Genomic DNA, 26,196 nt, shown 5'->3' on the forward strand with positions numbered 1-26,196 from the left:
AAGCGGAATCGGGCGATGACTGTGCGCGAACTGTGTGCTGGTTGGCCGACAGCGGCTCGGTCGCCCCGGACGAGGGTGCTTCAGTCCCCGCCGGGCAGCGCGCGCTCCACGATCGCGCCGAGCCCCGCACCCTCCGGCAGCGTCCCGAACGCGTGCCCCCAGTCGCCCCCGAGCCGGGTCGCGCAGAACGCGTCGGCGACCGCCGGCGGGGCGTACCGGACGAGGAGGGAGGCCTGGAGCGTCAGGGCCATCTCCTCCACGAGACGGCGGGCCGTCGTCTGCGACGCCTCGGACAGCCGGTTCTTCAGCCGTGTCACGGCCGCGTCCAGCCGGGCGTCCGCCCCTCGGGCGAGGGCGAACTCGCTGATCAGGGCCTCAGCCGTGCCGGGTTCGCGGCTCAGCGCCCGCAGCACGTCGAGGGCGTTGACGTTCCCCGAGCCCTCCCAGATCGACAGCAGCGGAGCCTCGCGGTAGTGCCGGGGCATGCCCGAGTCCTCGACGTAGCCGTTGCCGCCGAGGCACTCCAGCGCCTCCGCGGTGAAGGCCGGACCCCGCTTGGTCACCCAGTACTTGCCGACGGCCGTGGCGATCCGGCGGAACGCCGTCTCCTGGGCGTCCCCGCGGATCGCCCGGTCGGCCGCCCCGGCCAGCCGCAGGGTGAGCGTCGTGGCGGCCTCGGACTCCAGTGCGAGATCGGAGAGAACGTTGCGCATCAGCGGCTGGTCCACCAGCCGTGCGCCGAACGCGCTGCGGTGCCGCGCGTGGTGCCCGGCCTCGACGAGGGACTTGCGCATCAGCGCGGCCGACATCATGACGCAGTCCAGCCGCGTGCAGTTGACCATCTCGATGATGGTCTTGACGCCCTGCCCCTCGGGCCCCACCAGCCACGCGACGGTCCGGTCGAACTCGGGCTCGGAGGAGGCGTTGGACCGGTTGCCCAGCTTGTCCTTCAGCCGCTGGATGCGGAAGGTGTTGCGGGTGCCGTCGGGCAGCACCCGCGGCACCAGGAAGCAGGACAGGCCGCCCGGGGCCTGCGCCAGCACCAGGAACACGTCGCACATCGGCGCCGAGGTGAACCACTTGTGCCCCCGCAGGGTGTACACCCCGGGTTCGGACGTGGGCGTGGCCGTCGTGGTGTTCGTCCGGACGTCTGAGCCGCCCTGCTTCTCGGTCATCCCCATGCCCGCCAGCAGCCCGCGCTTCTCCGTGGGCACCCGGAGCCCGGGCTCGTACTCCCGGCTCGTCAGCAGCGGCTCGTAGACCTTCGCCAGCTCCGGCTGCCTGCGCAGCGCGGGGACGGCCGCGTAGGTCATCGACGTCGGGCAGCCGTGCCCCGCCTCCGTGTGCCCCCACACCAGTCCGCCCGCGGTCCGGGCGACATGGGCGCCGGCCCGGTCGTCCGCCCAGGGGGACGCGGCCAGGCCCCCGGCGATCGCGGTGCGCATCAGGTGGTGCCAGCTCGGGTGGAACTCGACCTCGTCGACGCGGTTGCCGTACCGGTCGTGCGTCCGCAGCTCCGGCTCGTGGCGGTTGGCCAGGTCGGCCCACTCCTGTGCCTGGACACTGCCGGCCTGCCTGCCGAGCCGCCGCAGGTCCTCCGCGGCCCACCCGGCGCCCTCCCGCCGCAGCCCCTCCAGCAGGGCCGTGTCCTCGGAGGCGTCGTACGGGGCGAGCGGCGGGGCCTGGTTCGTGACGTCGTGCGTGGCGGGTCCGCCGTACGCCCGCTGTTCGTCGAGTGTCGAGACCATACGTCGAGTGTTGCACTCCTTCTACGGTCGCAGCAATACCGCAATACCGAGGTCCGCCGCGTACAGTACGTGACCATGCCGATGAACGTCCCGGCGCGGCCCGGCGCGCTCGATCTGCGGCCGCTGTCCGCGCGGTCGGTCGTGCTGAGCCTGCTCCTCGGCACGCATCCCCCCGAACTGCCGGTCCGGGAGCTCGTGCGGCTCGTGGAGGGCTTCGACGTCGGCGGCTCCACCCTGCGGGCGGCACTCAGCCGGATGGTGTCCGCCGGCGATCTGCGGCGCACCGACACCGGCTACCGCCTCAGCGACCGGCTGCTGGAACGCCAGCGCCGCCAGGACGACGCCGTGCACCCGCGCACGCGCGCGTGGGACGGCGACTGGGAGATGGTCGTGATCACCGCGACGGGACGCGGCCCCGCCGAACGCGCCGACCTGCGTGCCCGGCTGACCGCCCTCCGGCTCGCCGAACTCCGCGAGGGCGTCTGGCTCCGCCCCGCCAACCTGGCCCGCGCCCTCCCCGGCGACCTGGACCGGGTGGCCCAGCGCTACACGGCCCGCCCCGACCGGCCGGCCCGCGACCTGGCCGGGAGCCTGTGGCCGCTGGACGCCTGGTCCGCCACGGCCCGGGCGCTGCTCGCGCACATCGCCGCGGCCCCTCGCCCGGCCGACCGCCTGACCGCCTTCGCCGCCGTCGTGCGGCACCTGCTGGCCGACCCCGTCCTGCCGCCCGGACTCCTGCCCGCCGACTGGCCGGGAGCCGGGCTGCGCGCTGCCTACACCGACTACCAGCGGGAGCTGATCGGGGAGGTACGCGCGCGTGTGCGTGGCGCATGACGCGGGCGGCCGTGCGCGGCGCCCGCCGGGACGCTGCGCACGGCCGCCTTCACCGTGGGGGGTTGTGGTTGCCTCAGGGGCTACTTGTAGGTGATGTCCGAGGTGGAGTAGAGGCAGTTCTTGCTGTCGGGTCCGGACCCGACAGCGGTGTTGTTGTTGTACTTCTGGCAGGGGACGACCTTGCGGCCGGAGTCGTTGCGGATCGTGATGCCCCGCAGCGTCGCCACGTCGTTGCGGTTGACGTTGATGCCGACGAGCCGGGCGGTGGAGCCCGTGCCGGTCACGTCGATGGTGTTGAGGTTGACCTTGCGGGTGTACTGCGTGGAGCAGTCGCCGCAGGAGCGGTAGAGCGTCTTGAACCCCTGCACCGCGAAGTTGGAGATGTTCAGGGTGCCGCCGCCGTTGTGCTGGAAGACCTTGTCCGCCGCCTTCTTCGCGCCGCCGCCGATCACGTGGTACGTGGCGCCGGTGCCGCCGCGGAAGGTGGCGGCGTCCTCGCCGACGTCCTCCCACCAGACGTTCTGGAGCGTGCAGCTGCCCTCGCAGTGGATGCCGTCGGCCGCGGGGGCGCCGAGGATGACGTTCTTCAGCACCGCGCCGTTCGCGAGCTTGAAGATCGGGTCCTGGCCCTCCTCCTGGCCGTCACCGGCCAGGCTTCCGGTGCCGTAGAACCGCTTCATCCCGTAGTCCTTGGTGCCGGACACGGAGATGGTGGAGGAGGTCCCCTGACTGCCGTTGGGGGTCGGCCAGGTGGCGGCGCTCGCCGTCGGCGCGTTGGTGGTCATGATCATGCCAACCGACAGGCCGAGGGTGGCCAGCGCGCCGGTCAGCGCGCGCCGGCGGGCGCGCGGACGTGTCGCAGAAGTCATGTCCCGATTCCTTCTGTCGTTTCGAGCGTATGGGGGGTGTCCGAGCGGACGGGTGTCAGAGCTTTCCGGCGCCCGCACCCGACGTCACCGAGGCGACGACGGACGAGGCCGGCTCCGCCGAGTAGGCGTACGGCGGGCTGGTGAAGCTGCCGACCCGCGAGATCTCGGTGGCGGCTCCACCGAGGTCGTTGCCGCGCAGGTTGGCGTATCCGTCGACGTCGCTGCTGCGGTTCGTGGTGACCGCGACCTTCGTCGAGCGGAAGACGTTGTTCTCGACCAGCATCTGGGCGCCCATGCGCGAGTGGCAGGCGGTGTCGGCGCCCTCGACGTAGTTGTTGTAGAAGTGCCCGGTGCCGAAGCGCAGGCTGGGGATGCGCGAGTACACGTTGGCGAAGTGGTTGTGGTGGTACGTCACCTTCAGCCGGCCGGTGTCCTCGCTCGCGTTGTTGTCGCTGTGGCCGACGAGCGAGCCCTTGAAGTGGTTCTTGAAGGTGTTCCAGGACACCGTGACGTTGTCCGCGCCGTGGTTGACGTCCAGCAGGCCGTCGTAGTGGTCCTTGTCGTGATCGCGGTCGGCCGAGAAGGAGTTGTGGTCGATCCAGACCTTGCTCGACGCCTCGACGGTGATGCCGTCGGCGGGCGCCAGCGGCTTGCTGATGTTGAGGTTGCGGATGACGACGTTCGAGACCTTCTTCAGCCGGAGCCCGCCGCCGGTGAACCCGGAGGCCGAACCCACACCCAGGACGGTCGTGTTGGACCCGACGTCGACCTGACCGCTCAGCGAGATCAGGCCGTTGACCCGGACGACCTTGGCCGAGTTGCCGGTCACGGCCGACTTGAAGGCGCTCAGGGTGGAGACGGTGACCGCCGAGGCGCTGCCGCCGCCGGTCGTCCCCGCGCCGAACCCGACCGGCGAGGTCTCGGCGGCCCCGGCCGGCTGGGGAACGGCCAGGACCGCCACGGTCGCCAGTGCGGATGCGGCGGCGAGTGCCAGGGTGGATCTGTGGACACGTGTACGTCGGGGATGAGTACGCATGTGGGGTGCGTCCCTTCGTGGTGCCTTCATGGTGCCAGGTCGGTCATGTACATGAATGACGTTCGCCATGTTGTTCACCGCGCGCGCTGTGTGCGGCCGGTCCGGAGGTCCTGCCATACGCCGGGGGTGCACTTACCCAGGCTTGGCGGGCCCGGCGGGGCACCCTGGCGGAGGCGCTTCCGGGTCACACTGCTGAACGGAACGTAGAGGGCAAGCGCTTTCTAGTCAACGCCTCGCGCAGAACGTGTTCGGCCCGGCCCGGTCGGAGCGGCGGCGCTGCGGGAAGCGGCGTGGGAGCGCTTCCATGCGAGCCATGTCCATGTCACCATGCCGATCGGACGCTTCCCTTCACGAGAGGGCGGGTCGATGAGGACTCCGCGCATGCGCACGTTCGTCAACGGGCTCGTGTTCATGCTGCCGGCCGTCGGTGTGCTCGCCCTGCCGCCGGGACCGGCGGTCGCGGGCACGCCGCAGCCCGCCCGCGAGAGCTCCCTGCCGGGGTCGTTCACGTGGTCCTCGAGCGGCCCGCTGATCAGCCCGAAACCGGACGCCGGCCACCCGATCCTCTCGGTCAAGGATCCGACGGTGTTCCGCTACCGGGACCGCTGGCACGTCTACTTCACGACCGCGGACAGCGCCGGGCGCTGGAGCCTCGGGCACACGAGCTTCGCCCAGTGGTCCGAGGCCGCCTCGGCTCCGCAGACGTTCCTCGACGCCAATCCGAACATCGGCAACCGGTACGCCGCCGCCCCCCAGGTGTTCTACTTCGCGCCCCAGCAGACCTGGTACATGGTCTACCAGACCGGACCGCCGTCCTACTCCACCAGCAAGGACCCTTCCGATCCGCTCAGTTGGAGCGCACCGCGGAACTTCTTCGGCAGCGAGCCGACCGTCGTGACCGAGAACAAGGGCGACGGCGCCTGGCTGGACTTCTGGGCGATCTGCGACCGGATGGACTGCTACCTGTTCTTCTCGGACGGCAACGGTCACCAGTACCGCTCGCGCACCACCCTCGCCGAGTTCCCGAGCGGCTTCCGCGACACCGCCATCGTGCTGTCCGAACCCAACCGCTTCGACCTCTTCGAGGCGGGCAACGTCTACCGGCTCGGCGACGGCGGCTACCTCATGCTCGCCGAGGCGCTCGCGACCGGATCCGACTGGCGGCGCTACTTCCGGGCCTGGACCGCGGACAGCCTGGGCGGCGCGTGGAAACCGCTGGCCGACACCGAGGCCAACCCCTTCGCCCGCTCGTCCAACGTCGTCTTCGAGGCCGGACAGCCCGCCTGGACCAGGGACTTCAGCCACGGCGAGATGATCCGCGCCGGCGTCGACCAGACCCTCACGATCGACCCGTGCCGCTTCCAGTTCCTCTACCAGGGGATGGACCCGGCAGCCGGCGGCGACTACTACCGGCTGCCCTGGCGGCTGGCCCTGCTGACCCAGACCGACTCCACCTGCTGAACCGCCGCACGACGTCCTGCGAGCCGAGCCTGACAACCGAAGGGACCCCGGACGTGCCTGCCACCCCCCAGCCCATGACGAGGAGACCGCTGCGGTCGATGCTCCTCGCGTTCCTCGCCGCGCTGCTGCCGTTGCTCGCGGCCACCGCCCTCACGGCGCCCGCGGCCGCCGCCCGCGAAACCGCCCGCGAGAAGGCCGTACCCACCGCGACCCTCACCGAGGTCACGAACTTCGGTACGAACCCCAGCAATCTGCGGATGTACCTGTACGTGCCGGAGAGCGTCACGCCGAACCCGGCGGTCGTGGTCGCCGTGCACTGGTGCACCGGCTCGGGCCCGGACATGTACAACGGCACCGAGTACGACACCCTGGCCGACCGGTACGGGTTCATCGTGCTCTACCCGTCGGTCACGCGCAGCAGCAAGTGCTTCGACGTCTCCTCGCCCCAGGCACTGCGCCGCGGCGGCGGCAGCGACCCGGTCGGCGTCAAGTCGATGATCGACTGGGTGACCCGCACCTACGATGCCGACACCGGCCGGGTGTTCGCCACGGGCATCTCCTCCGGCGCGATGATGACGAACGTCCTGCTCGGCGACTACCCCGACGTGTTCGCGGCCGGTGCCGCCTTCTCCGGCGTGCCGTTCGCCTGCTTCGCCACCGCCGACGGCTCCGAGTGGAACAGCAACTGCTCGGGCGGCACGGTCACCCACACCCCGAAGGAGTGGGGCGACCTGGTCCGGGGTGCGTACCCCGGCTACAGCGGCCCCCGCCCGCGGATGCAGATCTGGCACGGCACCGAGGACGACGTCCTGCGCTACCCCAATTTCGGGGAGCAGATCAAACAGTGGACGAACGTCCAGGGCGTGAGTCAGACGCCGGCCGCCACCGACACACCCCAGTCCGGCTGGACCCGCACGCGCTACGGCGGCACGGGCGACCAGGCCCCCGTGGAGGCCGTCAGCCTCCAGGGCATCGGTCACAATCTGTACGCCCAGGGCATGGCGTCCCGCGTGCTCACCTTCTTCGGCCTGGACAAGTCGGGCCCGGCTCCCCAGCCTCAGCCCGGCGCCTGCAAGGTGACGGCCGCGGTGAACGCCTGGAACACCGGCCTGACCGCCTCCGTGACCATCACCAACAGCGGTACGACGACGGTCAGCGGCTGGAAACTCGGCTTCTCGCTCCCGGCCGGGCAGACGGTCACGGGCGGCTGGGGCGCCACCTACACGCCCTCGTCCGGGTCGGTGACCGCGACCAACGTGTCCTACAACGGCACCATCGCGCCGGGCGCGAGCGTGAGCATCGGCTATCAGGCCAGTCACGGCGGCAACAGCGCCGCACCGGCCGCGTACACCCTCAACGGGACGGCGTGCGCGACCGGTTGACGCAAGCGGTGTGCCTCGGGGTTCGGGTGCCGGCTCAAACGGACCGGTGGTACTGGTCCGGCACCCGAACCTCGCCGCCGAGTTCCCGCGCCGCCTGCCGGGCCCACGAAGGGTTGCGCAGCAGCTCGCGGCCGAGCAGGACCGCGTCCGCCTCGCCGTTGGCCAGGATCTTCTCGGCCTGCTCGACCTCGGTGATCAGCCCCACCGCGGCGACCGGCAGCGTCGTCTCCTGCCTCACCCGGGCGGCGAAGGGCACCTGGTAGCCGGGACCGGTGGGGATGCGGACGCCGGAGGCGTTGCCACCGGTGGAGACGTCCAGCAGGTCGACGCCGTGGGCCCGCAGGTCGGCGGCGAAGCGGACGGTGTCGTCCGCGGTCCAGCCGCCCTCGTCGAGCCATTCGGTCGCCGAGATGCGGAAGAACAGCGGCTTGTCGTCCGGCCACACCTCCCGTACGGCGTCGACGACTTCGAGCGCGAAGCGGGTGCGGTTCTCGTACGAGCCGCCGTAGGCGTCGGTGCGGTGGTTGGAGTGCGGGGAGAGGAACTCGTTGATCAGGTAGCCGTGGGCGCCGTGGATCTCGGCGATCTCGAACCCGGCGGCGAGCGCACGGCGGGCCGCGGCCGCGAACTGCCCGACCACGTCCTTGATCTGGTCGACGGTCAGCTCGGCCGGGACGGGGTGCCGGTCGTCGAAGGCGACCGGGCTCGGCGCGACGGACGCCCAGCCGTGGGCGTCCGGGCCGACCGGGGCGCCGCCCTTCCAGGGGCGGTCGGTCGAAGCCTTGCGGCCCGCGTGAGCGATCTGGATTGCAGGCACCGTGCCCTGCGCGGTGAGGAAGCGGGTGATGCGGCGGAACGCCTCCACCTGCGTGTCGTTCCAGATGCCGAGGTCGTACGGCGAGATGCGGCCCTCCGGTGACACCGCGGTGGCCTCGACGATGATCAGGCCCGTGCCGCCGGTGGCGCGGGCGGCGTAGTGCGCGAAGTGCCAGTCGGTGGGGGCGCCGGTCTCCGGGCCCTCCGGTGCGGCCGAGTACTGGCACATCGGGGGCATCCACACGCGGTTCGGGATCGTCACATCGCGCAGGGTGCAGGGCTCGAAGAGCGCGGTCACGGCGGACTCCATTCGTCACGGGGCCGATGTCGACTCGTACGATAGGCATCGTAGTACGGCGGATGTCAAACTACGAGGGTTCTCGTACTATGGGATCCCCGAAGGAAAGTGGAGCCGCCGTGACCTCTCCCACCGTCAGCAGCCGCGACCTGCCGCATCCCGTGCGTGACGAGATCCGGCTGGAGGGGGTGCTGCACGCGCTCTCCGACCCGATGCGGTTGCGGATCGTGCGGGAGCTCGCCGGGGTCGGCGGGGAGTTGTCCTGTTCGCACTTCGACCTGCCGGTCACGAAGTCCACGACCACGCATCACTTCCGGGTGTTGCGGGAGAGCGGGGTGATTCGGCAGGTGTATCGCGGGACGGCCAAGATGAACGGGCTGCGGCGGGAGGATCTGGATGAGCTGTTCCCGGGTTTGCTGGATGCCCTGCTCGATGCCGCGGCTCGCCAGGTTGTCCGTGGTGGCTAGACCGCGTCGCCGTGCGCGGCGGTCATGAGGGACTGCCAGTCGGGGAGCTTCACCACGTTCCTGCCGAGTGACGCTCCCAGCATCGCCTCTGCCTGTTCGATCGACTGCCAGCCCGTCCACTCGACCGGGGTGGCGCCCTCCGCGCGCAGGGCCGTGAGCGGGTTGTCGGGGACGGTCCTGGCCAGGAGGGCGGGCGCGTCCTCCAGGAGGGACGTCGCCGTCTCCTTCGCGCAGGGGCGGTTCGAGCCGATGACGCCCGTCGGGCCCCGCTTGATCCAGCCGGCCACGTACTCGCCCGGTGTGACGACGCCCTCGCGCAGGACGCGCCCGGCCCGGTTCGGCACCGTGCCGCTGTCCGCGTCGAACGGCAGCCCCTCCAGCGGCACTCCGCGATAGCCCACCGAGCGCAGCACCAGCTGTGCCTCGATGTCCTCGAAGCGGCCCGTGCCCGCCACGCCGCCGTGTCCGTCCGGGGCCGTCCGCTCGAACCGCACCGCGCCCACGTGGCCCCGCTCGGCGAGCAGTTCGACCGGGCGGAGGAAGAAGCGCGGCCGGATCCGGCGCGGGGCGCCGCTCGGCGGTGTCCCGGACCAGCCGCGCAGTACCTCCACGTTGCGGCGCTGCGGGGCGGGCAGGGCCGACGGGTCGGTGTATCCGGGATCCAGGGCCAGCTCGGCCGGGTCCACGATGACGTCGGTCTCCGGCAGGGCGCCCAGCTCGCGCAGCTCCTTGGTGGTGAAGCGGGCCTGCGACGGGCCCCGCCGGCCCACCATGTGGATCTCGGTCACCCGGCTCGCCGCCAGTGTCGTCAGGGCCGCCTGCGGCATGTCGGTCGGGCTGAGCTCGGCCAGGCCGCGTGCCAGCATCCGGGTGACGTCCACGGCGACGTTCCCCACGCCGATCACCACGGCCGACCGGGCGTCCCGCAGGAACCCGGCGTCCACGGCGTCCGGGTGGGCGCTGTACCAGGACACGAACTGGGTCGCCGACCAGCTGCCCGGCAGGTCCTCCCCGGGGATGCCCAGATGCCGGTCGGTGGCGGCGCCCACGCAGTACACCACCGCGTGGTACAGCTCCCGCAGCCGGGCGACCGGCACCCCGCCGGGACCGGCCTGGACGCCTCCGAGGAACCGGACCCGGTCGTGCTCCAGGATCGTGCGCAGGTTGTTCTGGAGCGACTTGATCTTCTCGTGGTCCGGAGCCACTCCGTAGCGGACCAGGCCGTACGGGCACGGCAGCCGGTCCAGGACGTCGACGCGCACCCCGGGGTCCTGCTGGACGAGGCTCTGGGCGGTGTAGCACCCGCTCGGCCCGGAGCCTACGACGGCGACTCGCAGCACGGCGGATCTCCTTACCCGGTGATCCCGAGGGATCTCACAAGAGCGCTGATGCCTCCAGCATCGCACCGGCCGGGCTCCGCTGACAGGGTGCTGTGCTCCGCTCGGGCGCGTGTCCGATCTGTATGGAATGTGATCATTCGGTTACGTTCTGTGTGTGCTGGAAGCATCCTTTCTTAATCTCTCTGATCGCTCTCCGGCGGACAGCGCGGTGTCCGTGCGGCCCGCGTGGGAGGTCCGGGAGAACGAGAACGCCACGCGGTGGTTCGACGTCCGGCTGGCCTTCACGGACGGCGCCCACGTCGACGCACTGGCCGTCCTGGCCGGGGGATGCGTCGGCGTGGAGGACGTACGGGCGCAGCCCGCGCTGTCCCTCGACGACCTGGCGGTGCTCGCCGACTGGATCGAGGACTCACTGGCCGAGGCGTGCGGAGCCGGGACGGCTCCCGAAGGCTGCGGAGGCCAGGGGCGGCGGGCCCGGCCGGCCTGGCCGCGCGGTGCGGAGGGGCGGTGGCTGGTGGCGCAGGAGTACCGCGCTGCCCAGCAGGACGGTGCCGATCCGGTCCTCGCCGTGATGTGCGCGACCGGCCACAGCCGCCGCAAGGCCCTCAGACTGATCGGCCAGGCCCGGGACGCCGGCCTCCTGGCACCGCGCCGCGCCCGGCGCTGAACGGGCCCGGAGCCGGGCCCGGACGGCACACCTAGAGCATGTCCCGCATCCGCGTGATCTCGCTCGTCTGCTGGGCGATCACCTCGTCGGCCATCTCCTCGATCCGGATGTTGTTGCCCTGCCCCTTCACGTCCGTGGCCATCGTGATCGCGCCCTGGTGATGGGTCGTCATCAGCGTCAGGAAGAGCTGGTCGAACGCCTTTCCGTCGGCAGCGCGGAGCTTCTTCAGCTGTGCCTCGGTCGCCATGCCGGGCATCACGGCGTGCTCGTGCCGCTCTGCCTTCAGCGGCTTGCCGTACGACTTCAGCCAGCCCTTCATGGCCTCGATCTCCGGCTTCTGGGCGGCGGCGATCCGTGCGGCGATCCGTTTCACCTTCGTGGACTGCGCGCGCTGCGGGGCGAGTTCGGTCATCACCAGGGCCTGGGCGTGGTGTTCGATCATCATGCGCGCGTAGGAGACGTCGGCCGAGTTGGGGGAGTCGTTCTCCGAGCGCCGGCCGGCGGCCTCCTCGGCGGACAGGGTGCGGTTCGGCTCGCCGGGCTCACCCGGTGCGATCACGGCGGGCCCGTCCGCCGCGGCGGGCTTCCGGTCCGGACCGGAGTCGCAGCCCCCCGTCATGAGCGCGGCCAGGGCGACCAGCCCCGTCGTGACGACGGACGCGCGGGACGACGCGCGGCGGAAGAGCACAACGACCTCCTGTGGCAGGCGGGTTGGAAGACACCTCGTGAGTGTTAGACCGTCCTAGCACGCTTTCGCGGCTCAATGATCGAGAAACTTCATTGCGATTCTGTTGCCCCCTGTTGGTATGAGCATGGCGAAGACGATACTGCGTGGTGCGTGAACCGTTCCGCAGTGAACGGAACCAGGGAGGAAAACAGTGATCCTGTTGAACTACCGCAGAACGCGGCGCAGACGACTGGGAGTTGCCGCAGCAGCCGGCGGGCTGCTGGCCGCGCTTCTCACGGCCGCGCCGGCCGGTGCGGTCCCCGATCCCGGGGACACTCCGGTCGCGCCGAAGGGAGTCTCCAAGAGCGCGCAGGCAGAGGCGCGCGAGGCCATCGAGAACGGCGAGATACCCGGCCAGGACCAGATCGTCCACTCCGCCAACATCGAGCACGTCGCCAACATCCCCAAGGACGTGCTGCCCGGCACCAACTCGGACCTGGCCTTCCAGGGCAGGTACGCCTTCGCCGGCAACTACGACGGCTTCCGCATCTTCGACATCAGCAACCCGAAGGCACCGAAGACGGTCGCCCAGGTGCTGTGCCCGGGCTCGCAGAACGACATCTCCGTCTCCGGCAACCTGCTGTTCCTGTCCACCGACTCCTCGCGCAGCGACAGCAGTTGCAGCAGCACCACGCAGCCGGCGACCGAGAAGTCCTCGTGGGAGGGCATGAAGGTCTTCGACATCAGCGACAAGCGGAACCCGAGGTACGTCGCCGCCGTCGAGACCGCCTGCGGCTCGCACACCCACACGCTGGTGCCGGAGCGGCGGAACGTCTACGTGTACGTCTCCTCGTACTCGCCGAACGCCACGTACCCGGACTGCCAGCCGCCGCACGACGGCATCTCCGTCATCAAGGTGCCGCGCAATGCCCCCGAGAAGGCGGCGGTCGTGGGCTTCCCGGTGCTGTTCCCGGGTGAGGGGCCGGACGGCGGCGGCAACCCGGGCGGGCCCACCAACCCGGGCGTGTCCAAGACCACCGGCTGCCACGACATCACCGTGCTGCCGTCGAAGGACCTGGCCGCGGGCGCCTGCATGGGGGACGGCATCCTGTTCTCCGTCAAGGACCCGGAGCACCCGAAGGTCATCGACCGCGTGCAGGACAACGTCAACTTCGCGTTCTGGCACTCGGCGACCTTCAACCAGACCGCGAACAAGGTCGTGTTCACCGACGAGCTGGGCGGCGGCAGCGGAGCCACCTGCAACGAGGCGACCGGCCCGAACCGCGGCGCCGACGGCATCTACGACATCGTCGGCAAGGGCGACAAGCGCAAGCTCGTCTTCCGCAGCTACTTCAAGATCCCCCGCCACCAGGCGGACACCGAGAACTGCGTGGCCCACAACGGCTCGCTGATCCCGGTGAAGGGCAAGGACCTCATGGTCCAGGCCTGGTACCAGGGCGGTGTCTCCGTCTGGGAGTTCACCGACTCCTCGAAGCCCAGGGAGATCGCCTACTTCGAACGCGGCCCGATCGGCACCGACCAGCTGACCTTCGGCGGCTCGTGGTCGGCGTACTACTACAACGGCTACATCTACTCGAACGAGATCACCAAGGGCTTCGACGTCCTGAAGATCAAGGACCGGCGCACGGACCCGGCACGGTGGGTCCACCTGCGTGAGCTCAACGTGCAGACGCAGCCGGACTACTTCGACTGACCCTGCGGACCGCACTCCGGTGCGTCCCCGGTCGCGAAGAACCGCGACAGATCCCTGTCGCTCCTCCCGCCGGAGGCTCCGGTCTCCGGCGGGACACCCAGCTCCCAGTCGAGCCGGTAGCGCTTGAACAACTCGGCCCGCAGTACGGGGACCGGCATCGGCACCCCCGGCACCAGGGCGGCGTACACGGCACCCATCAGCAGGGCCCGCAGCATCGGGTAGTCGCTGTCGACGTCCCGTGACCCGTGGCGGGCGACGGTGTCCCGCAGCAGTTCGGCCAGGCGCCGCTGCTCCGGGCAGGGCACGAAGCCCTCGGCCTGCAACAGCCCGGCCATGTGCTGGCGCATCAGCACGGGCCGGTCCCCGGCCAGCCCCAGGATGGCGTCGATGGCCCGCGCCATCCGCTCCCGGCCGTCCTCGGTACGCGGCTCGCGCTCCAGCGCCTCCTCCAGCGTGCGGTGCATCAGCCGGTGCACGGCGGACTGCACGAGCTGGCGCTTGCCCGGGAAGTAGTACGAGACCAGACCGCGGGCCGAACCCGCCCGGTCGGCGATGTCGCCGAGCGTCGTGGCCTCGAAGCCGCGCTCGTCGACCAGCTCGACCGCCGCCTGGAGAAGCCGCTCCTTCGAACGCCTCCGCAACTCTTCATTGACCGAGGCGCTGCGCGGGGACATGCTGTAACTCCTGCGTTGACTGGCTGCCAGCCAACTATACTCAGAGGCGTCCGGCCAGGACCCGTGCGGTCCGGGCCGGCGATGCCGTCTGCCTCGGGCGACACGGGGGATCGTCCGAGGCGGGCGAGCAGACGAACAGGTGACCTGGTGGTGGCCTCAGCTCACCAGGTCCAGGACCGGCCGCAGCCCGTCCGGCCGGTCGGTCACCGGCAGGTGGTCCACGAAGTGCACCCCGCATCCCAGGGCGGTGGCCCCGCCGTCCGCCCTGCGGTCGTCGCCGACCATGAGCGTCCGGCGCGGATCGGCGCCGAGCGCCTCGCAGGCGGTGGCGAACAGCCGCGGATCGGGCTTCTGGATGCCGTGCTCGTACGACAGGACGTACACGTCGACGTAGCGGTCCAGGCCGTGCTCGCGGAACACCGGGCGCAGGTCCCAGCCGATGTTGCTGACGACCCCGACGGGGATCTCCCGCTCCCGCAGCGTGCGCAGCACTTCGACGGCGTCCGGGTACGGGGTCCATGCCGCCGGTGTCATATGGCGGTCGTACAGCGCGTCGTGCAACGCCGGGTCGGGCAGCGTGACCTGGCGGGACAGGCCGGTGTAGGCGGCCCGGTGCAGTGCGGCACTCTGATCGCGGATCAGCCAGGCGTCGGCCAGTTCCTCCGGCACCCGAGCGGGACCGCCACCGCCCGGCAGCGCCCCGACCGCCTGCAGCGCCTGCGCGGTGACGGTCAGTTCGGCCTCTGTGAAGGGGACTTCGGCGCCGGCCACGGCGCCGCGCAGCCAGGATTCGGTGGACTCGACACGGAAGAGCGTTCCGGAGAAGTCGAAGAGCACAGCCGTCATGGGGCGATCCTACGAGGCGGCGGTGTCCGGGTGGGTGCGCGGCTGCCGGTGCTCGTGCGTCCACACCGCCAGGGCCACCACCGTCGCGCCCAGCAGCCAGCCGCCCACCACGTCCGTCGGCCAGTGGACGCCCAGCCAGACACGGGTCAGCCCGACACCGATCACGGACACGACGGCCACGGTCACAGCCGTACGCCACACGGCACGGCCCACGCCGTGCCGGTGCAGCAGCCACAGGAGAAGGCCGCACACCACCGTGGCGGTCATGGCGTGTCCCGAAGGGAACGCCGAGTAGTGGGCCGAGTCGACGGGATCGGGCCAGACCGGGCGGGGGCGGTCCACCAGGGCCTTGAGGGCCTGCTGGAACAGCGTGCCCAGCGTGACGGCCAGCGCCAGCCACACCGCCGTCCAGCGCGCCGCCAGGCGCACCACCAGCCACACGACCACGACCGCGCACAGCACTCGCATGGTCCACGGATCCCACACCCAGTCGGTGAGGATGCGGCACGCCTGGGTGATGCCGGACTCCTCGACCGCCCAGCGGTGGGTGGTGGCGGAGATGTCTCCGTCCGCGCTCATCAGCGGGCTCCATCTGGCCGCGACGAGGGTCAGCAGCAGAGTGGAGAACAGGCCCAGAACGGCGGCCGACCGGGCGGCGGTGCCGTGCTGCGGGCGGGACGGGGAGTCGACGGACCGGGTGTGCATGATGCGATCCTCGCCGAACCGGGGGCTCCGGATCCAGTACGGAGCCGATCTTCGGTGCCTGAACGGCACCCTTCGGCCACCCGGACGCCACCCTCACGCCTTCGGCACCGGCACGGATGCCACAGATGCCGCGGAACACGCGTCCCGGCTATCCGAGCGCCCGCAGCCCCGGGACGAACGCCACCAGCACCGGCACCACGGGCACCAGTGCGGCCGCCGCCGTCAGCCGCAGCCGGCGTGCCGGGGGCAGCCGGTCCGGGGGAGTGAGCAACCGGTGCACCCGCGCCGGGACATGGGCCTGCGGAGTCGGGCAGGGGCCGAACACGCCGCGGTGTTCGTTGAGTTCGACCAGGGCCAGAGCCGTGGTCAGGCGGCCGAAGCGGCGGGACGCCGTGTCGTCGGCGGCGAGTTCGACCAGGCGGTGCATCTCGTCGCGGAACGCGGCGAACACCGGCACCTGCGGGAAGCCGCCCGCCAGCGCGGAGGAGCAGTTCAGCAGCCAGTCGTGCCGGGCCCGCGCGTGCCCCTGCTCATGGGCGAGTACGGCGTCCAGCTGCCGGCCCTTCAGCCGGCGCAACGCGGCCGTGGTGACGACCAGTTGCGGCGGAGCGCCGGGCTGCCACCAGGCGTCGGGCCGCTCGCTCTCCAGGACGACGAGCCGGCCGGACACGGCCACCTCGCCCGGCATCAGCGGCGCCCTGACCAGCAGATCGGCACGCCGACGGCGGCCTCGGGCACGTGCCCCGCCGATCTCGCGGACCAGCATCGCCGCGCTCCACAGGCCGCCGCCGGCCAGGACCACGGCGGTGGTCGCCGCCCAGGGGCCCGCCGTACCGAGGGCGTAGGCCTCGGCGACCGGGCTCGGCGCCGTCGCGAAGACCTGCCCGCCGACCGCGTGCCAGGCGGCTGCCGCACTGATCGTCATCGACAGCGCACAGCACACGAGCAGAGCCGCCACCACGCACTGCCACACCCACAGCGCCACGACCGGCTCACGATCGGGCCAGTCCGCCCGGGCGAGCAGCCGGGGAGCGACCACCGCGATCAGGGCGCCGAGCAGCAACAGTGCCGCGGGGAGCATCATGAGGCGCAGCCTATGAGCGATGCGCCGCTCAGGGGTACGGCTTGTGGCGCCAAAGTGACGCAGGCAACGGATCCGTACGGCCTGCCGAACGGTCCTGCTCACAGCGTCAGCAGCATAGCCACCATCGCGATCCCCATGGACAGCCGGCAGGCCCGCGCCAGCTCCGGCCGGTCGCCCCACCCGGCGGACCCGCCGCCCCCGGCCCCGCTGCCCGCCATGGCGGCCACCGGCACCAGCCGGACGCCGGTGAGCAGCACGTACCCGGCGAAGTAGAGCAGCAGCGCACCCGTCAGGAGCGGGACCCCGGATCCCCCCTGCCCGTGCGCGTGCGTGGGAGCGCCGGCCATGACGACGGACATGTAGACCATGGCCCCGGCCCCCACCAGGTGGTGGATGTGGTGCGCACCCGCCCGCGCCGCCCACAGCGCGGGTACCGCGGCCGCCCCGAACACCACCGCGTAGGCGGGCCAGGCCCATGGCGGCGGAGTGAACACCGCCGCCGGCACGGCCATCGCGGCCATCCCGAAACCCATCAGCGCCTCACCACCCGCGGTGCCGCGGTGCCCCCCGGCGCCGCTGCGCATCCGCACCAGGCAGTAGGCGCCGGTCATCGCGCAGAGCGCCACCAGCAGCCAGCCTGACGAAGCCGGTCCGTGCACGCGCACCCTCCCCGCTCGACGGTCGGTCAGCTCGGCAGTCGGTCCATCGATGCCCGGGCCACGCGGCGCGCACGCGAGCGCAAGGGTGTACACGGGGAGCATTCGACGGAGCGCACCAGGCGAGGGCATATCTTTTATAGGTAAAACACCTGCTAACGTTGTTGCCATGAGCAGTGCGACCCCCGCCCCCGTCTCCCCGCCCGCCCGGCGTCTGCCGCTGGCGGGCGTGCTGCGCGTCGGCAGTCCCTCGGACATCTGGTTCAAGCCCGCGCTGAGCGTGGTCGCGGCGATCGCCCCGCCCAACCTCACCCTGCTGGCGCTCGGCCGGCTCGACCTGGCGATGTATACGATGGCCGGATCCCTGTGCGCGCTGTACGCCCACAACCGGCCGTACGCCGCCCGCGCCCGGGCTCTGGTGTGGGTGGTGCTCGGCATGCTCGGCGGGCTCGGCGTCGCCCTGGTCGCGGCCTCGCTCACCGGCAGTGCCGTGGTGCTGGTCACCGTCGGCGCGCTGCTGGCCGCCGCGCAGAAGGTGCTGTGCGACGCGACCCGTGTCGGGCCGCCCGGCAATGTCGTCCTCACGTTCGTCAGCTCCGCCTCGCTGTTCGCGCCGCAGACCCTCGGCCAGATCCCCGGCCATCTGGCACTGGCCGCAGCGACGGGTGTCTGGGCCTGGCTGGTCTGCATGGCGCCCGCGCTGGTCCGCCCGCACGGCCCGGAGCGCCGTGCCACCGCCGCCGCGCTGAAGGCCGCCGCCGCGTACGCCGACACGGGCGGTACCGGCGAGGGCCGGGCCCGGGCCCGCGCCGCGGGCTACGCCGCCGTGCAGGCCGCCTGGCAGTCCCTGCTGTCCACGAGCGTCCGGTCCCGTACCCGGCGCGCGCTCGAACGGCTCGTCGTCCGTGCCGAGGTGGCCCTCGCCGCGCCGACGGAGGCGGACGCCGTACGGATGCGGGCATGGGCGGGCGCACTGCGCGGCACCGGGCCCGTCCCACAGGCCGGGCTGGAGCGGGCGGCCGCCGACGAACTGCTCGGTGTGGACGCGGCCGGCGGTCTCTGGGCGCGGCTCGGCCCGCTGACCCCGCTCGCGGTACGCACCGCGCTCGGCTGCGCGCTCGCCGGCTACGCCTCCCTGGCCCTCGGCATCGGCCGCCCCTACTGGGCCCTGGTCACCGCCGCCTCGCTCTACCAGGCGAACGTCGCCCTGACCTGGAGCCGGGCCGTCCAGCGCGTGGTGGGCAACGTCGTAGGCGTGCTCGTCTTCGCGGCCGTCGTACCGCTCGCGCACCTGGGCGAGGCGGCCCTCGTGGTGTGCTGCCTCGCGTTCAGCTTCGGCGCGGAGCTGCTGATCAGCCGCAACTACTGGCTCGGCAGCGTCTGCGTGACCCCCATGGCCCTGCTCATCACCGAGTTCGCCGGGTACCAGAAGCCGGGCGAGCTGATGGCGGAGCGGCTCGTGGACACCGTCGTCGGCGCCCTGGTCGGCTTCGTCGCCGCCGTGGCCGTCACCAACCGGCGTGCGGGCGACCGCGTCGAACGCGCCCTCACAGCCGCCGACCGGGCCCGCGAGCGCGCCGCCCGTCTCCTGGCGGAGCAGCACCCCGACGCCGCCGCCCTGGAGACCGCGCGCCGCGGACTCGCCGCCGCCCTGGCCGATCTGCGCGCCACCGCCGACGCGGCGGCCGGCGAATGGTGGCTGCCCGCCCTGCCCCAGGAGCGGGTCGTACTCGCCGAACAGGCAGGACACCGTACGCTCGCCGCGACGGCACGACGCCAGGGGCTGCTCCCGGAGCGGCGCACGGACACGGAGACGGAGGACGCACGGCCATGACGGCGACGGACGGACCATCGCCCAACGGGGGCGGGCCAGGGGACGGCCCCGAGGCGACGACCGGGGCGGACGGGCCCGCCGTGGCAGGAGCGGGCCCGGACGGCGGGTCCCCTGCTGCCGGACAGGACCCGGTCGGCGGGGACCCCGTCGGGCACCGGCAGGGCGACACCGTCGCCGGCGTCGTCCGGCAGTGGCAGGCCGTACATCCCGGGCTCGACACCGGGCCGATGGAGATCATCGGGCGGATCAACCGTTGCGCCGCCCTCCTCCAGCAGGCCGAGGACGCGCCGCTGCGCAGGGCCGGGCTCAGCCGGCCCGAGTTCGATCTGCTCGGCGCGCTGCGCCGCACCGGGCACGAGCTGACGCCCGGGGAGCTGGCCCGGGAGACCTTCTCCTCGGGCGCCGCCGTCACCAAGCGCCTCAAGCAGCTGACCGAACGGGGCCTGGTCGAACGCCGCGGCGACACCCGCGACCGCCGGGTCGCCCACCTCCGCCTCACCGACGCCGGACGCGAACTCGTCGACGGCATCCTGCCCGCCCAACTCGCCTACGAGACCGCCGCCCTGTCCGGCCTGGACGCCCCCGAGCAGGGCGAACTGGCCGCCTTGCTCGGAGAGTTGCTCGCCCAGCTGGAAGGCCGTCTGGGCGCGCTGCGGAGCTGAGGCTCCACCGACGGCCCCGCCGTACCGTCAGAGCACGTCGTGCGCCGTGCGGCGGTGGGTGGAGCGGCGGTCCTCGATCGCCGGCCAGCGGTCGCCGTAGATGTTCCGCGTGATGGCCGGATCGCGGACGAAGTCGTGCGGGAAGCCCAGCGGCACCGCACTCACCTCGTCGAGGCGGACGAGGGCGTCCGCGTCGAGGCGGATGTCGACGCTGCCCAGATTGTCGGCGAGCTGGCTCTCCTTGGTCGCCGCGATGATCGGGACCACGTTGCCCGGCCGGGCCAGCAGCCAGGCCAGCGCCACCTGCGCCGGACTCCAGCCGCCCTGCTCGGCGACCTCCAGCACGGCACTGATCACCGCCTCCTCACGCGGGTCGATGTCCCCGCCCGTGGTGTCCAGCCGCCCCGTCTCGCCCCTGCGGTACTTGCCGGTGAGCTTGCCGGCCGCGAGCGGCGCCCAGGCCAGCACCGCCAGGTCGAACGCCCGGGCCTGCGGCAGCAGTTCGCGCTCCGGGGTCCGCTCCAGCAGGCTGTAGCGCAGCTGCGAACCGGCGAACGCGGTCCAGCCCCGCAGCTCCGCCATCGTGTTGGCCTGCGCGATCTCCCAGGCCGGCCAGTCCGAGACACCGACGTACAGCACCTTGCCCGTGCGGACCAGGTCGTCCAGCGCCCGCATGACCTCCTCGACGGGCGTGAAGTTGTCCCGGGCGTGCACCCACAGCACGTCCAGCCGGTCGGTGCGCAGCCGCTGAAGGCTCGCCTCCACCGACTGGACCAGGTTCTTGCGGTGGTTGCCCGCGGCGTTGACGTCACCGTCGCGGATCCCGCACGTGTACTTGCTGGCCAGCACGAACGTGTCGCGCCGCCCCTGGAGCAGCTCACCCAGGATCCGCTCCGAGCTGCCGTCGGTGTAGTTGTTGGCGGTGTCGATGAAGTTGCCGCCGGCCTCCGCAAAGGCGTCGACGATCCGGGCGCTGGCCTCCTTGCCGGCGCCCCAGCCCCAGTCGTCGCCGATGGTCATCGCGCCGAGGCTCAACTCGCTCACGCGCAGACCGGTCTTGCCGAACAGTGTGTAACGCACGGTCTCTTCCCTCCGGGCAGGTCGTCCGCACGACGCTAGGAGCTGGAGCGCACTTCAACACAAGCGACGGCCCCGGCCTCACACACCGTCGCCTCAGCCCTGGAGCCCCTGGTCGCCCGCCCGGTACACACCGAACATCGCCCCCTGCGGGTCCCGCAGCACCGCGATGCGCCGGCCGCCGGGCAGGGAGGTGGGGACCATCAGGACGTCGCCGAGCTTCTGGACGACGGCCGTCGTGGCGTCCACGTCCGCCACGGCGAAGTACGGCAGCCAGTGCGCCGGAACCTCCGGCGGGAACTTGTCGTCCATCGTGACCATGCCGCCGAAGTCCGCCCCGTCGACGCCCCACTGGGTGTACCGCTCCGAGGCCTTGACGGTCCAGCCGAACACCCGGCTGTAGAAGGCCACGGCCTGTTCGGGATCCCGGGTGTACAGCTCGGCCCAGCCCAGCGAACCGGGCGCGTTGAACAGCCCGGCGCCCGGGAAGGTCCCCGCCTGCCACAGCTGGAACGCGGCACCGGCCGGGTCGGCGGCCACCGCGAACCGGCCCGCGTCGAACACGTCCGTCGGGCCGAACAGCACCGTCCCGCCCGCCTCCGTCACCTCACGGACGGCGGCGTCCGCGTCGGTCACCGCGAACGACACGTTCCACGCGACCGGCTGCGACGGCTGGTACAGCGGGGCGAGCGCGGCGACGGCCGCCTCCCCGAGGTGCGCGACGGTGTAACCGCCCGCCTCCTGACGCGGATCCGTCTCGGGCCGCCAGCCGAACAGTCTCGTGTAGAACCGCCGGGCCGCCTCCAGGTCGGTGGTCCCCAGCTCGGTCCAGCAGGGCCCGCCGGTCACCGGTGCGTCGAGCTTCATGGCGTTCCTTCCGCAGGGAGTCCCCGGGCATGAGCCTCTCCAGCACGCTAAGCCGCGGTCCGTTCCCCCTGCCATCCGGGGAAACCCACTGGTGTGCCGCACCGGCCGCGGCATACCCTCGTCCCGTACCGCACCGCGTGGCGGCCTCCAGCTCCTTCATCCTGCCCGGAGGTTTCCCATGCCCGCGCTCGAGGTGCGCCCCTTCCGCCGAGCCGACCGCGACCAGCTCACCGACCTGGTCAACATGCACGTGGCGGCCGTCGTCCCCGGCGTCTCCGTCTCCGTGAACACCGTCCTCAGCGACCTGGAGCGGCAGCCCGGCGAGTTCATCACCGACCCGTGGGTGGCCGAGCGGACGACGCTCGTCGCCGAGCAGCGCGAGTACGTCGTCGCCGCGGCCCATCTGCTGCGCTACCGCGCCGACGCCGAGGTCGGCGAGTCCTGTCGGGACGCCGCCGAGATCAACTGGTTCGTGTGCCGTCCGGCGGCGTCCTTCTGGCCGGACGCCGAACAGGCCGCGGACCTGCTGATGCGGGCGTGCCTGGCGCAGTTCGCCCGCTGGAACGCCCGCGTCCGCTACGCCGACGGCGCGCTGCCCGCCCCCCTCGTCTACGGCCTGCCCCGCAACTGGCCGCACGTCCGTGCCGTCTACGAACGCGCCGGCTTCCGGCACGTCGGGGACACCGAGGTCGTCCTGATCGCCCGGGTGGCCGACCTGCCGGAGCCCGAGCCCCGGCCGGGTGTCACGGTCGAGCGCACGCTGGGGGAGTGCGGCACCCGCTTCACGGCCCGCGCCGACGCCCGTGCCCTGGGCTTCGTCGAGATCGACACGGCCCTGGCCCGCCCGGAACGCCACGCCCGCGCCGCCGGTCTGGCCGACATCGGCAACCTGCACATCGACCCCGCGCAGTACGGCACCGGACTGGAGCACTGGCTGCTCGCCCAGGCGGCCGACTGGCTCCGGCTGTGCGGCGTGGACCGGCTCGTCGCCTACGAATCCGCCGCCGACAGCATCATGCTCGGGCACCTGACGGGCGCGGGCTTTCGCGAACTGACCCGTACGGACCGGGGCTGGGAGCACCGCCCCGGGTGACCTCAGATGCCCGGCCGGTAGCGCATCGGATGGTCCGCCGGGACCTCCACCAGCACGATCGGCGTCCCGTCCGGGTCCGCGATCCACATCTCGACCAGCCCCCAGGGCTCCTTCACCGGCGGCCGGACGATCTCCACGCCCTTCACCCGCAGCTCGTCGTGCGCCGCCGCCGCGTCGGCGACCTGGAGCCACAGCCGTGTGGCCGGCTCCGGCGGGGTCTCGGACCGGCCCGAGACCTCCAGGTAGCCACCGCCGAGGAAGTAGACCGTCCCGCGCTCCGGTTCCGTACCGAACTCCCGGTACACGGCGAGCCCGAGCCGTTCACCGTAGAAGGCACGGGAGCGCTCGGGGTCGGTGGGACGGAGCAGGATCCGGCTGCTGAGTACATGCACCATGCACCGGAGCCTAGGGGATCTCCGCAGAGTCGTGGGGTTACCCTCATCCGTGACCGAGCGCGCCACGAAACGGAGACGTACGCCCATGGACACCGCCGCCACCGGACTGACCTTCCGCGATGCCGCGGACGCCGACGTGGACGAGCTGGTCGCGTTGATCGAGTCGGCGTACCGGGGCGACACGAGCCGGGTCGGGTGGACCACCGAGGCGGACATTCTCCAGGGGCAGCGGACCGACCCGGAGGGGGTGCTGGCCGTCATCAAGTCCCCCGACGGCCGGCTGCTGACGGTGGAGCGGGAGGGGCGGATCGTCGCCTGCTGCCAGCTGGAGCACCGGGGCGACCACGCCTACTTCGGGATGTTCGCGGTCAGCCCCCGGCTCCAGGGCGCGGGCCTGGGCAAGGTGATCATCGCGGAGGCGGAGCGGCTGGCCCGTGAGACGTGGGGCGCGACGGAGATGCACATGACCGTGATCTCCGTACGCGAGGACCTCATCGCCTGGTACGAGCGGCGCGGCTACCGCCGTACGGGACGGACGACCCCGTTCCCGTACGGCGACGAGCGCTTCGGCATTCCGCAGCGCGACGATCTGAAGTTCGAGCTGCTGGTCAAGGAGCTCGCCTAGTCACCAGGGCCTTTTCACGACAGCCCTACGCCGTGAAGCGGCCCGTGCGCTTGATGTCCGGGTGGTCGGTGGTCGCGCCGTCCAGACCGAAGGCGCGGACGAGACGCAGATGGTCCTGCGTGTTCACCACCCAGCCGATGATCCTCAGGTCGGCCTTGCGGGCCCGCTCCACGATCTCCAGGGTGAGCCGGCGGATGTTGAGACAGACGGTCTCGGCACCCGCCGCGACGGCGCGGTCCACGATGTCGGTGCCGTAGCGGCTGGCGATCAGCGCGGTGCGCACGCCCGGTACCAGTGGCTTGATCTCGGCGATCGCCTCGTCGTGGAACGAGGACACCTCCACCCGGCCGGCCAGCCCGCGCCGGTTCATCACCTCGGCCAGCGCCCGAGCCGCCTGCGCGTCCTTGATCTCCGCCTGGAGCGGCGTCTGCACGGCCTCCAGGACCTCCTCGAAGACCGGCACCCGCTCGCCCCGGCCCGCGTCCAGGGCCCGCAGCTCGGCGAGGGTTTTCTCGGCGATCGGCCCCGTGCCGTCGGTCGTGCGGTCCACGTCCGTGTCGTGCATGACGACGAGCGCGCCGTCCTTGCTCAGATGCAGATCGAGTTCGATGGCGTCGAGGCCGGCCTCCTGCGCGGCGACGAAGGACCGGAGGGTGTTCTCGGGTTCCACACCCATGACTCCGCGGTGACCGATGGTGAGGAAGTTCAAGACGCGACTCTCTTCCGTCGACAGGCGGCACTGGGGGCCTGACGGCCCCCCTGACCGTATCGCCTGCACCCGCCCTGTGCAGAGGGCGAGGGCATGGTCGGCGTGCGTGCGGGCACAAGCATGGTCGACAGGAAAAAGTGCGGTGAAGCACAGGGTGAGGCAGGATATTTTCCTGAGGTGGCCCTTGCTGGGAGGAACCTCGTATGTATACGGTCGGTGTACGCGAGATTCTCCCGTGGAAGGTGTGACATGACGGAAATTCTTGTGCAGGTGGGTTCGGAGGAGAGGGTTCCTCCCGTGGTCCGGGTGGTGGAGCACCCGGCCTGGCCCGTGCTCAAGGATGCCGTGGAACGGATCCGGCCATGGCAGTCCAAGGACGGGTCCATCGACTTCGACGCCGAGGGCGCGCCCGACCCGGCCGACGCCGAGCTCGCCGTCCGCCAGGTCACGGACGCGGTCCTGGAACTCTCCCCGCTGCTCCCGCACGACCGCGCCTACCACGAGGCCCTGGCCAAGGACCTGACCCGGTGGGCCGACGGCGGCTTCCGGATGCCCGACTTCCTCGACTCGCTGCTGGCCTTCCAGCCCGCCGCCAACCGCGCGGACGGCCTCCAGCACCTGGTCGTCTTCCCGATGTACACGCAGAACGGCAACCCCGACCGCAACCTCGAAGCGGTCGTGCTGCGCATGGTCTGGCCGGACTGGCTGGCCGAGCTGGAGCGCACCCGCTACGACAACCCGCTGTTCTGCGGCATCAAGTTCGAGGACTTCACGGCGGGCTACGACACCAACTCCGCCGTGCTCTTCCCCGAGACCATCGCCGTGCGCGAGGCCCCCGAGCGGTTCAGCTGGGGCGGGATCTTCTGCGACCGCGAGGCCGCCCGCTTCCGCCGTGTCACCGACGCCGCCGTCGAGATCCTCGGCCTGGAGCTGCCCGAGGACGTCGCCGCGATGGTCCACGACCAGAAGCGCTGCGAGGAGGCCTTCGTCCTGTGGGACATGGTCCACGACCGCACCCACAGCCACGGCGACCTGCCGTTCGACCCGTTCATGATCAAGCAGCGCCAGCCGTTCTGGATGTACGGCCTGGAGGAGCTGCGCTGCGACCTCACCGCCTTCAAGGAGGCCGTGAAGCTGGCGAAGGACGGCGTTCCGCAGGCCCGTGACGTGCAGGTCGCGGTCCTCTTCGACCGTATGTTCCGCTTCCCGGTCACCGGCGAGCGCGTGCGCAACTACGACGGCCTCGGCGGCCAGCTCCTCTTCGCCTACCTCCACAAGCACGACGTCGTCCGCTGGACCGACAACAGGCTGTCCATCGACTGGGAGCGCGCCCCGCAGGTCACCAACGAGCTGTGCGCCGAGATCGAGCAGCTGTACCGCGACGGCATCGACCGCCCCAAGCTCGTCCACTGGTTCGCCGGGTACGAGCTCGTCTCCACGTACCTCCCGCCGCACCCGGGCTCGAAGTGGGCCAAGGGCCCCGAGGCGCTGGACGTGACGCAGCCGCCGCGCAAACTCGTCGATGACGTGCTTCCGGACGAGTTTCCGCTGAGCATGTTCTATGAGGCACTGTCCAAGAAGCTGAAGAACGTGATCGCCTCCACCAAGGGCATCACGGCGGACGGCGCCGAGCGGATCGCCGCGTGAGCGATCGGCGAAGCGAGAACACT

At 71.7% G+C, this 26,196-nt stretch carries 26 protein-coding genes; 11 read left to right on the top strand and 15 right to left on the bottom strand.

Features of this window, described 5'->3' with window-relative positions; translation table 11 throughout:
- Positions 1-80: 80 nt before the first annotated feature.
- A complete protein-coding gene (locus MQE23_RS38625) occupies positions 81-1,748 on the bottom strand; it encodes an acyl-CoA dehydrogenase family protein (protein WP_243381558.1) in 1,668 nt (555 codons plus the stop codon).
- Between the two features lie 75 nt (positions 1,749-1,823).
- Here MQE23_RS38625 and MQE23_RS38630 point away from each other — a divergent pair, with 75 nt between their 5' ends.
- Positions 1,824-2,582 carry a PaaX family transcriptional regulator C-terminal domain-containing protein gene (locus MQE23_RS38630; protein WP_243381559.1) on the top strand — a complete coding sequence of 253 codons (759 nt, stop codon included), beginning with the start codon at positions 1,824-1,826 and terminating at the stop codon, positions 2,580-2,582.
- 80 nt (positions 2,583-2,662) lie between these two features.
- Here the strand turns inward: MQE23_RS38630 and MQE23_RS38635 are convergent, their stop codons facing one another.
- Both MQE23_RS38635 and MQE23_RS38640 read right to left on the bottom strand, forming a co-directional pair.
- On the bottom strand, positions 2,663-3,451 hold the full coding sequence (locus tag MQE23_RS38635) for a pectate lyase (protein WP_243381560.1): 789 nt from the start codon (positions 3,449-3,451) through the stop codon (positions 2,663-2,665).
- 55 nt (positions 3,452-3,506) lie between these two features.
- Complete coding sequence (locus MQE23_RS38640; RefSeq protein WP_037668266.1) at positions 3,507-4,487, bottom strand: polysaccharide lyase family 1 protein; 981 nt, start codon at positions 4,485-4,487, stop codon at positions 3,507-3,509.
- Positions 4,488-4,868: 381 nt separating this feature from the next.
- Here MQE23_RS38640 and MQE23_RS38645 point away from each other — a divergent pair, with 381 nt between their 5' ends.
- Both MQE23_RS38645 and MQE23_RS38650 read left to right on the top strand, forming a co-directional pair.
- A complete protein-coding gene (locus MQE23_RS38645) occupies positions 4,869-5,948 on the top strand; it encodes a non-reducing end alpha-L-arabinofuranosidase family hydrolase (RefSeq protein ID WP_243381561.1) in 1,080 nt (359 codons plus the stop codon).
- A gap of 74 nt (positions 5,949-6,022) precedes the next feature.
- Positions 6,023-7,330, top strand: a complete 1,308-nt coding sequence (locus MQE23_RS38650) for a PHB depolymerase family esterase (protein ID WP_243381562.1) — start codon at positions 6,023-6,025, stop codon at positions 7,328-7,330.
- A 34-nt stretch (positions 7,331-7,364) separates the two neighbouring features.
- Here the strand turns inward: MQE23_RS38650 and MQE23_RS38655 are convergent, their stop codons facing one another.
- Positions 7,365-8,444 carry an NADH:flavin oxidoreductase/NADH oxidase gene (locus tag MQE23_RS38655; RefSeq protein WP_243381563.1) on the bottom strand — a complete coding sequence of 360 codons (1,080 nt, stop codon included), beginning with the start codon at positions 8,442-8,444 and terminating at the stop codon, positions 7,365-7,367.
- A 119-nt stretch (positions 8,445-8,563) separates the two neighbouring features.
- On the opposite strand from MQE23_RS38655, the gene MQE23_RS38660 reads away from it, so the two are divergent.
- Entirely contained in the window at positions 8,564-8,911 is a 348-nt protein-coding gene (locus MQE23_RS38660; RefSeq protein ID WP_020271669.1) for a helix-turn-helix domain-containing protein, read from the top strand.
- On the opposite strand, the gene MQE23_RS38665 is transcribed toward MQE23_RS38660, so the two are convergent.
- Positions 8,908-10,251, bottom strand: a complete 1,344-nt coding sequence (locus MQE23_RS38665; protein WP_243381564.1) for an FAD-dependent oxidoreductase — start codon at positions 10,249-10,251, stop codon at positions 8,908-8,910. The genes MQE23_RS38660 and MQE23_RS38665 overlap by 4 nt on opposite strands.
- 208 nt (positions 10,252-10,459) lie before the next feature.
- Here MQE23_RS38665 and MQE23_RS38670 point away from each other — a divergent pair, with 208 nt between their 5' ends.
- Complete coding sequence (locus MQE23_RS38670) at positions 10,460-10,918, top strand: DUF6214 family protein (RefSeq protein WP_243381565.1); 459 nt, start codon at positions 10,460-10,462, stop codon at positions 10,916-10,918.
- A 31-nt stretch (positions 10,919-10,949) separates the two neighbouring features.
- Here the strand turns inward: MQE23_RS38670 and MQE23_RS38675 are convergent, their stop codons facing one another.
- Positions 10,950-11,606, bottom strand: a complete 657-nt coding sequence (locus tag MQE23_RS38675; RefSeq protein ID WP_020271672.1) for a DUF305 domain-containing protein — start codon at positions 11,604-11,606, stop codon at positions 10,950-10,952.
- A gap of 190 nt (positions 11,607-11,796) precedes the next feature.
- Here MQE23_RS38675 and MQE23_RS38680 point away from each other — a divergent pair, with 190 nt between their 5' ends.
- On the top strand, positions 11,797-13,299 hold the full coding sequence (locus MQE23_RS38680) for a hypothetical protein (RefSeq protein ID WP_243381566.1): 1,503 nt from the start codon (positions 11,797-11,799) through the stop codon (positions 13,297-13,299).
- Here the strand turns inward: MQE23_RS38680 and MQE23_RS38685 are convergent.
- The 5 genes from MQE23_RS38685 to MQE23_RS38705 form a co-directional block, all read right to left on the bottom strand.
- Positions 13,287-13,973, bottom strand: a complete 687-nt coding sequence (locus MQE23_RS38685; RefSeq protein ID WP_020271674.1) for a TetR/AcrR family transcriptional regulator — start codon at positions 13,971-13,973, stop codon at positions 13,287-13,289. The genes MQE23_RS38680 and MQE23_RS38685 overlap by 13 nt on opposite strands.
- 156 nt (positions 13,974-14,129) lie before the next feature.
- Entirely contained in the window at positions 14,130-14,819 is a 690-nt protein-coding gene (locus MQE23_RS38690; RefSeq protein ID WP_243381567.1) for an HAD-IA family hydrolase, read from the bottom strand.
- 9 nt (positions 14,820-14,828) lie between these two features.
- Positions 14,829-15,524 (bottom strand): phosphatase PAP2 family protein, encoded by a 696-nt coding sequence (locus tag MQE23_RS38695; RefSeq protein ID WP_020271676.1) that lies wholly within the window; start codon positions 15,522-15,524, stop codon positions 14,829-14,831.
- A 148-nt stretch (positions 15,525-15,672) separates the two neighbouring features.
- On the bottom strand, positions 15,673-16,608 hold the full coding sequence (locus MQE23_RS38700; RefSeq protein WP_243381568.1) for a M56 family metallopeptidase: 936 nt from the start codon (positions 16,606-16,608) through the stop codon (positions 15,673-15,675).
- 98 nt (positions 16,609-16,706) lie between these two features.
- Positions 16,707-17,267, bottom strand: coding sequence for a DUF5134 domain-containing protein (locus MQE23_RS38705; RefSeq protein ID WP_037668283.1), 561 nt, complete (start codon positions 17,265-17,267; stop codon positions 16,707-16,709).
- 166 nt (positions 17,268-17,433) lie between these two features.
- Between MQE23_RS38705 and MQE23_RS38710 the strand changes: the two genes are divergently transcribed.
- Together MQE23_RS38710 and MQE23_RS38715 are read left to right on the top strand one after the other, a co-directional pair.
- A complete protein-coding gene (locus tag MQE23_RS38710; RefSeq protein WP_243381569.1) occupies positions 17,434-19,098 on the top strand; it encodes an FUSC family protein in 1,665 nt (554 codons plus the stop codon).
- The gene (locus MQE23_RS38715) at positions 19,095-19,760 is read left to right on the top strand and encodes a MarR family transcriptional regulator (RefSeq protein ID WP_243381570.1); all 666 of its coding nucleotides are present in this window, start codon (positions 19,095-19,097) and stop codon (positions 19,758-19,760) included. The genes MQE23_RS38710 and MQE23_RS38715 overlap by 4 nt, the downstream gene beginning before the upstream one ends.
- A 27-nt stretch (positions 19,761-19,787) precedes the next feature.
- Here the strand turns inward: MQE23_RS38715 and MQE23_RS38720 are convergent, their stop codons facing one another.
- Positions 19,788-20,840 (bottom strand): aldo/keto reductase, encoded by a 1,053-nt coding sequence (locus tag MQE23_RS38720; protein ID WP_243381571.1) that lies wholly within the window; start codon positions 20,838-20,840, stop codon positions 19,788-19,790.
- 93 nt (positions 20,841-20,933) lie between these two features.
- Positions 20,934-21,704 carry a VOC family protein gene (locus MQE23_RS38725; protein ID WP_243381572.1) on the bottom strand — a complete coding sequence of 257 codons (771 nt, stop codon included), beginning with the start codon at positions 21,702-21,704 and terminating at the stop codon, positions 20,934-20,936.
- A 178-nt stretch (positions 21,705-21,882) separates the two neighbouring features.
- Here MQE23_RS38725 and MQE23_RS38730 point away from each other — a divergent pair, with 178 nt between their 5' ends.
- Positions 21,883-22,797, top strand: a complete 915-nt coding sequence (locus tag MQE23_RS38730) for an N-acetyltransferase (RefSeq protein ID WP_243381573.1) — start codon at positions 21,883-21,885, stop codon at positions 22,795-22,797.
- A 2-nt stretch (positions 22,798-22,799) separates the two neighbouring features.
- On the opposite strand, the gene MQE23_RS38735 is transcribed toward MQE23_RS38730, so the two are convergent.
- A complete protein-coding gene (locus tag MQE23_RS38735; protein WP_020271686.1) occupies positions 22,800-23,192 on the bottom strand; it encodes a VOC family protein in 393 nt (130 codons plus the stop codon).
- Positions 23,193-23,277: 85 nt separating this feature from the next.
- Here MQE23_RS38735 and MQE23_RS38740 point away from each other — a divergent pair, with 85 nt between their 5' ends.
- Positions 23,278-23,817, top strand: coding sequence for a GNAT family N-acetyltransferase (locus MQE23_RS38740; RefSeq protein ID WP_020271687.1), 540 nt, complete (start codon positions 23,278-23,280; stop codon positions 23,815-23,817).
- A gap of 25 nt (positions 23,818-23,842) precedes the next feature.
- Here MQE23_RS38740 and MQE23_RS38745 read toward each other — a convergent pair whose 3' ends face one another.
- On the bottom strand, positions 23,843-24,526 hold the full coding sequence (locus tag MQE23_RS38745) for a glycerophosphodiester phosphodiesterase family protein (protein ID WP_020271688.1): 684 nt from the start codon (positions 24,524-24,526) through the stop codon (positions 23,843-23,845).
- Between the two features lie 249 nt (positions 24,527-24,775).
- On the opposite strand from MQE23_RS38745, the gene MQE23_RS38750 reads away from it, so the two are divergent.
- Positions 24,776-26,173, top strand: coding sequence for a DUF6421 family protein (locus tag MQE23_RS38750; RefSeq protein ID WP_243381574.1), 1,398 nt, complete (start codon positions 24,776-24,778; stop codon positions 26,171-26,173).
- Positions 26,174-26,196: the final 23 nt, after the last annotated feature.

This window comes from Streptomyces sp. HP-A2021 (assembly GCF_022807935.1).
Classification (GTDB): domain Bacteria; phylum Actinomycetota; class Actinomycetes; order Streptomycetales; family Streptomycetaceae; genus Streptomyces; species Streptomyces afghaniensis.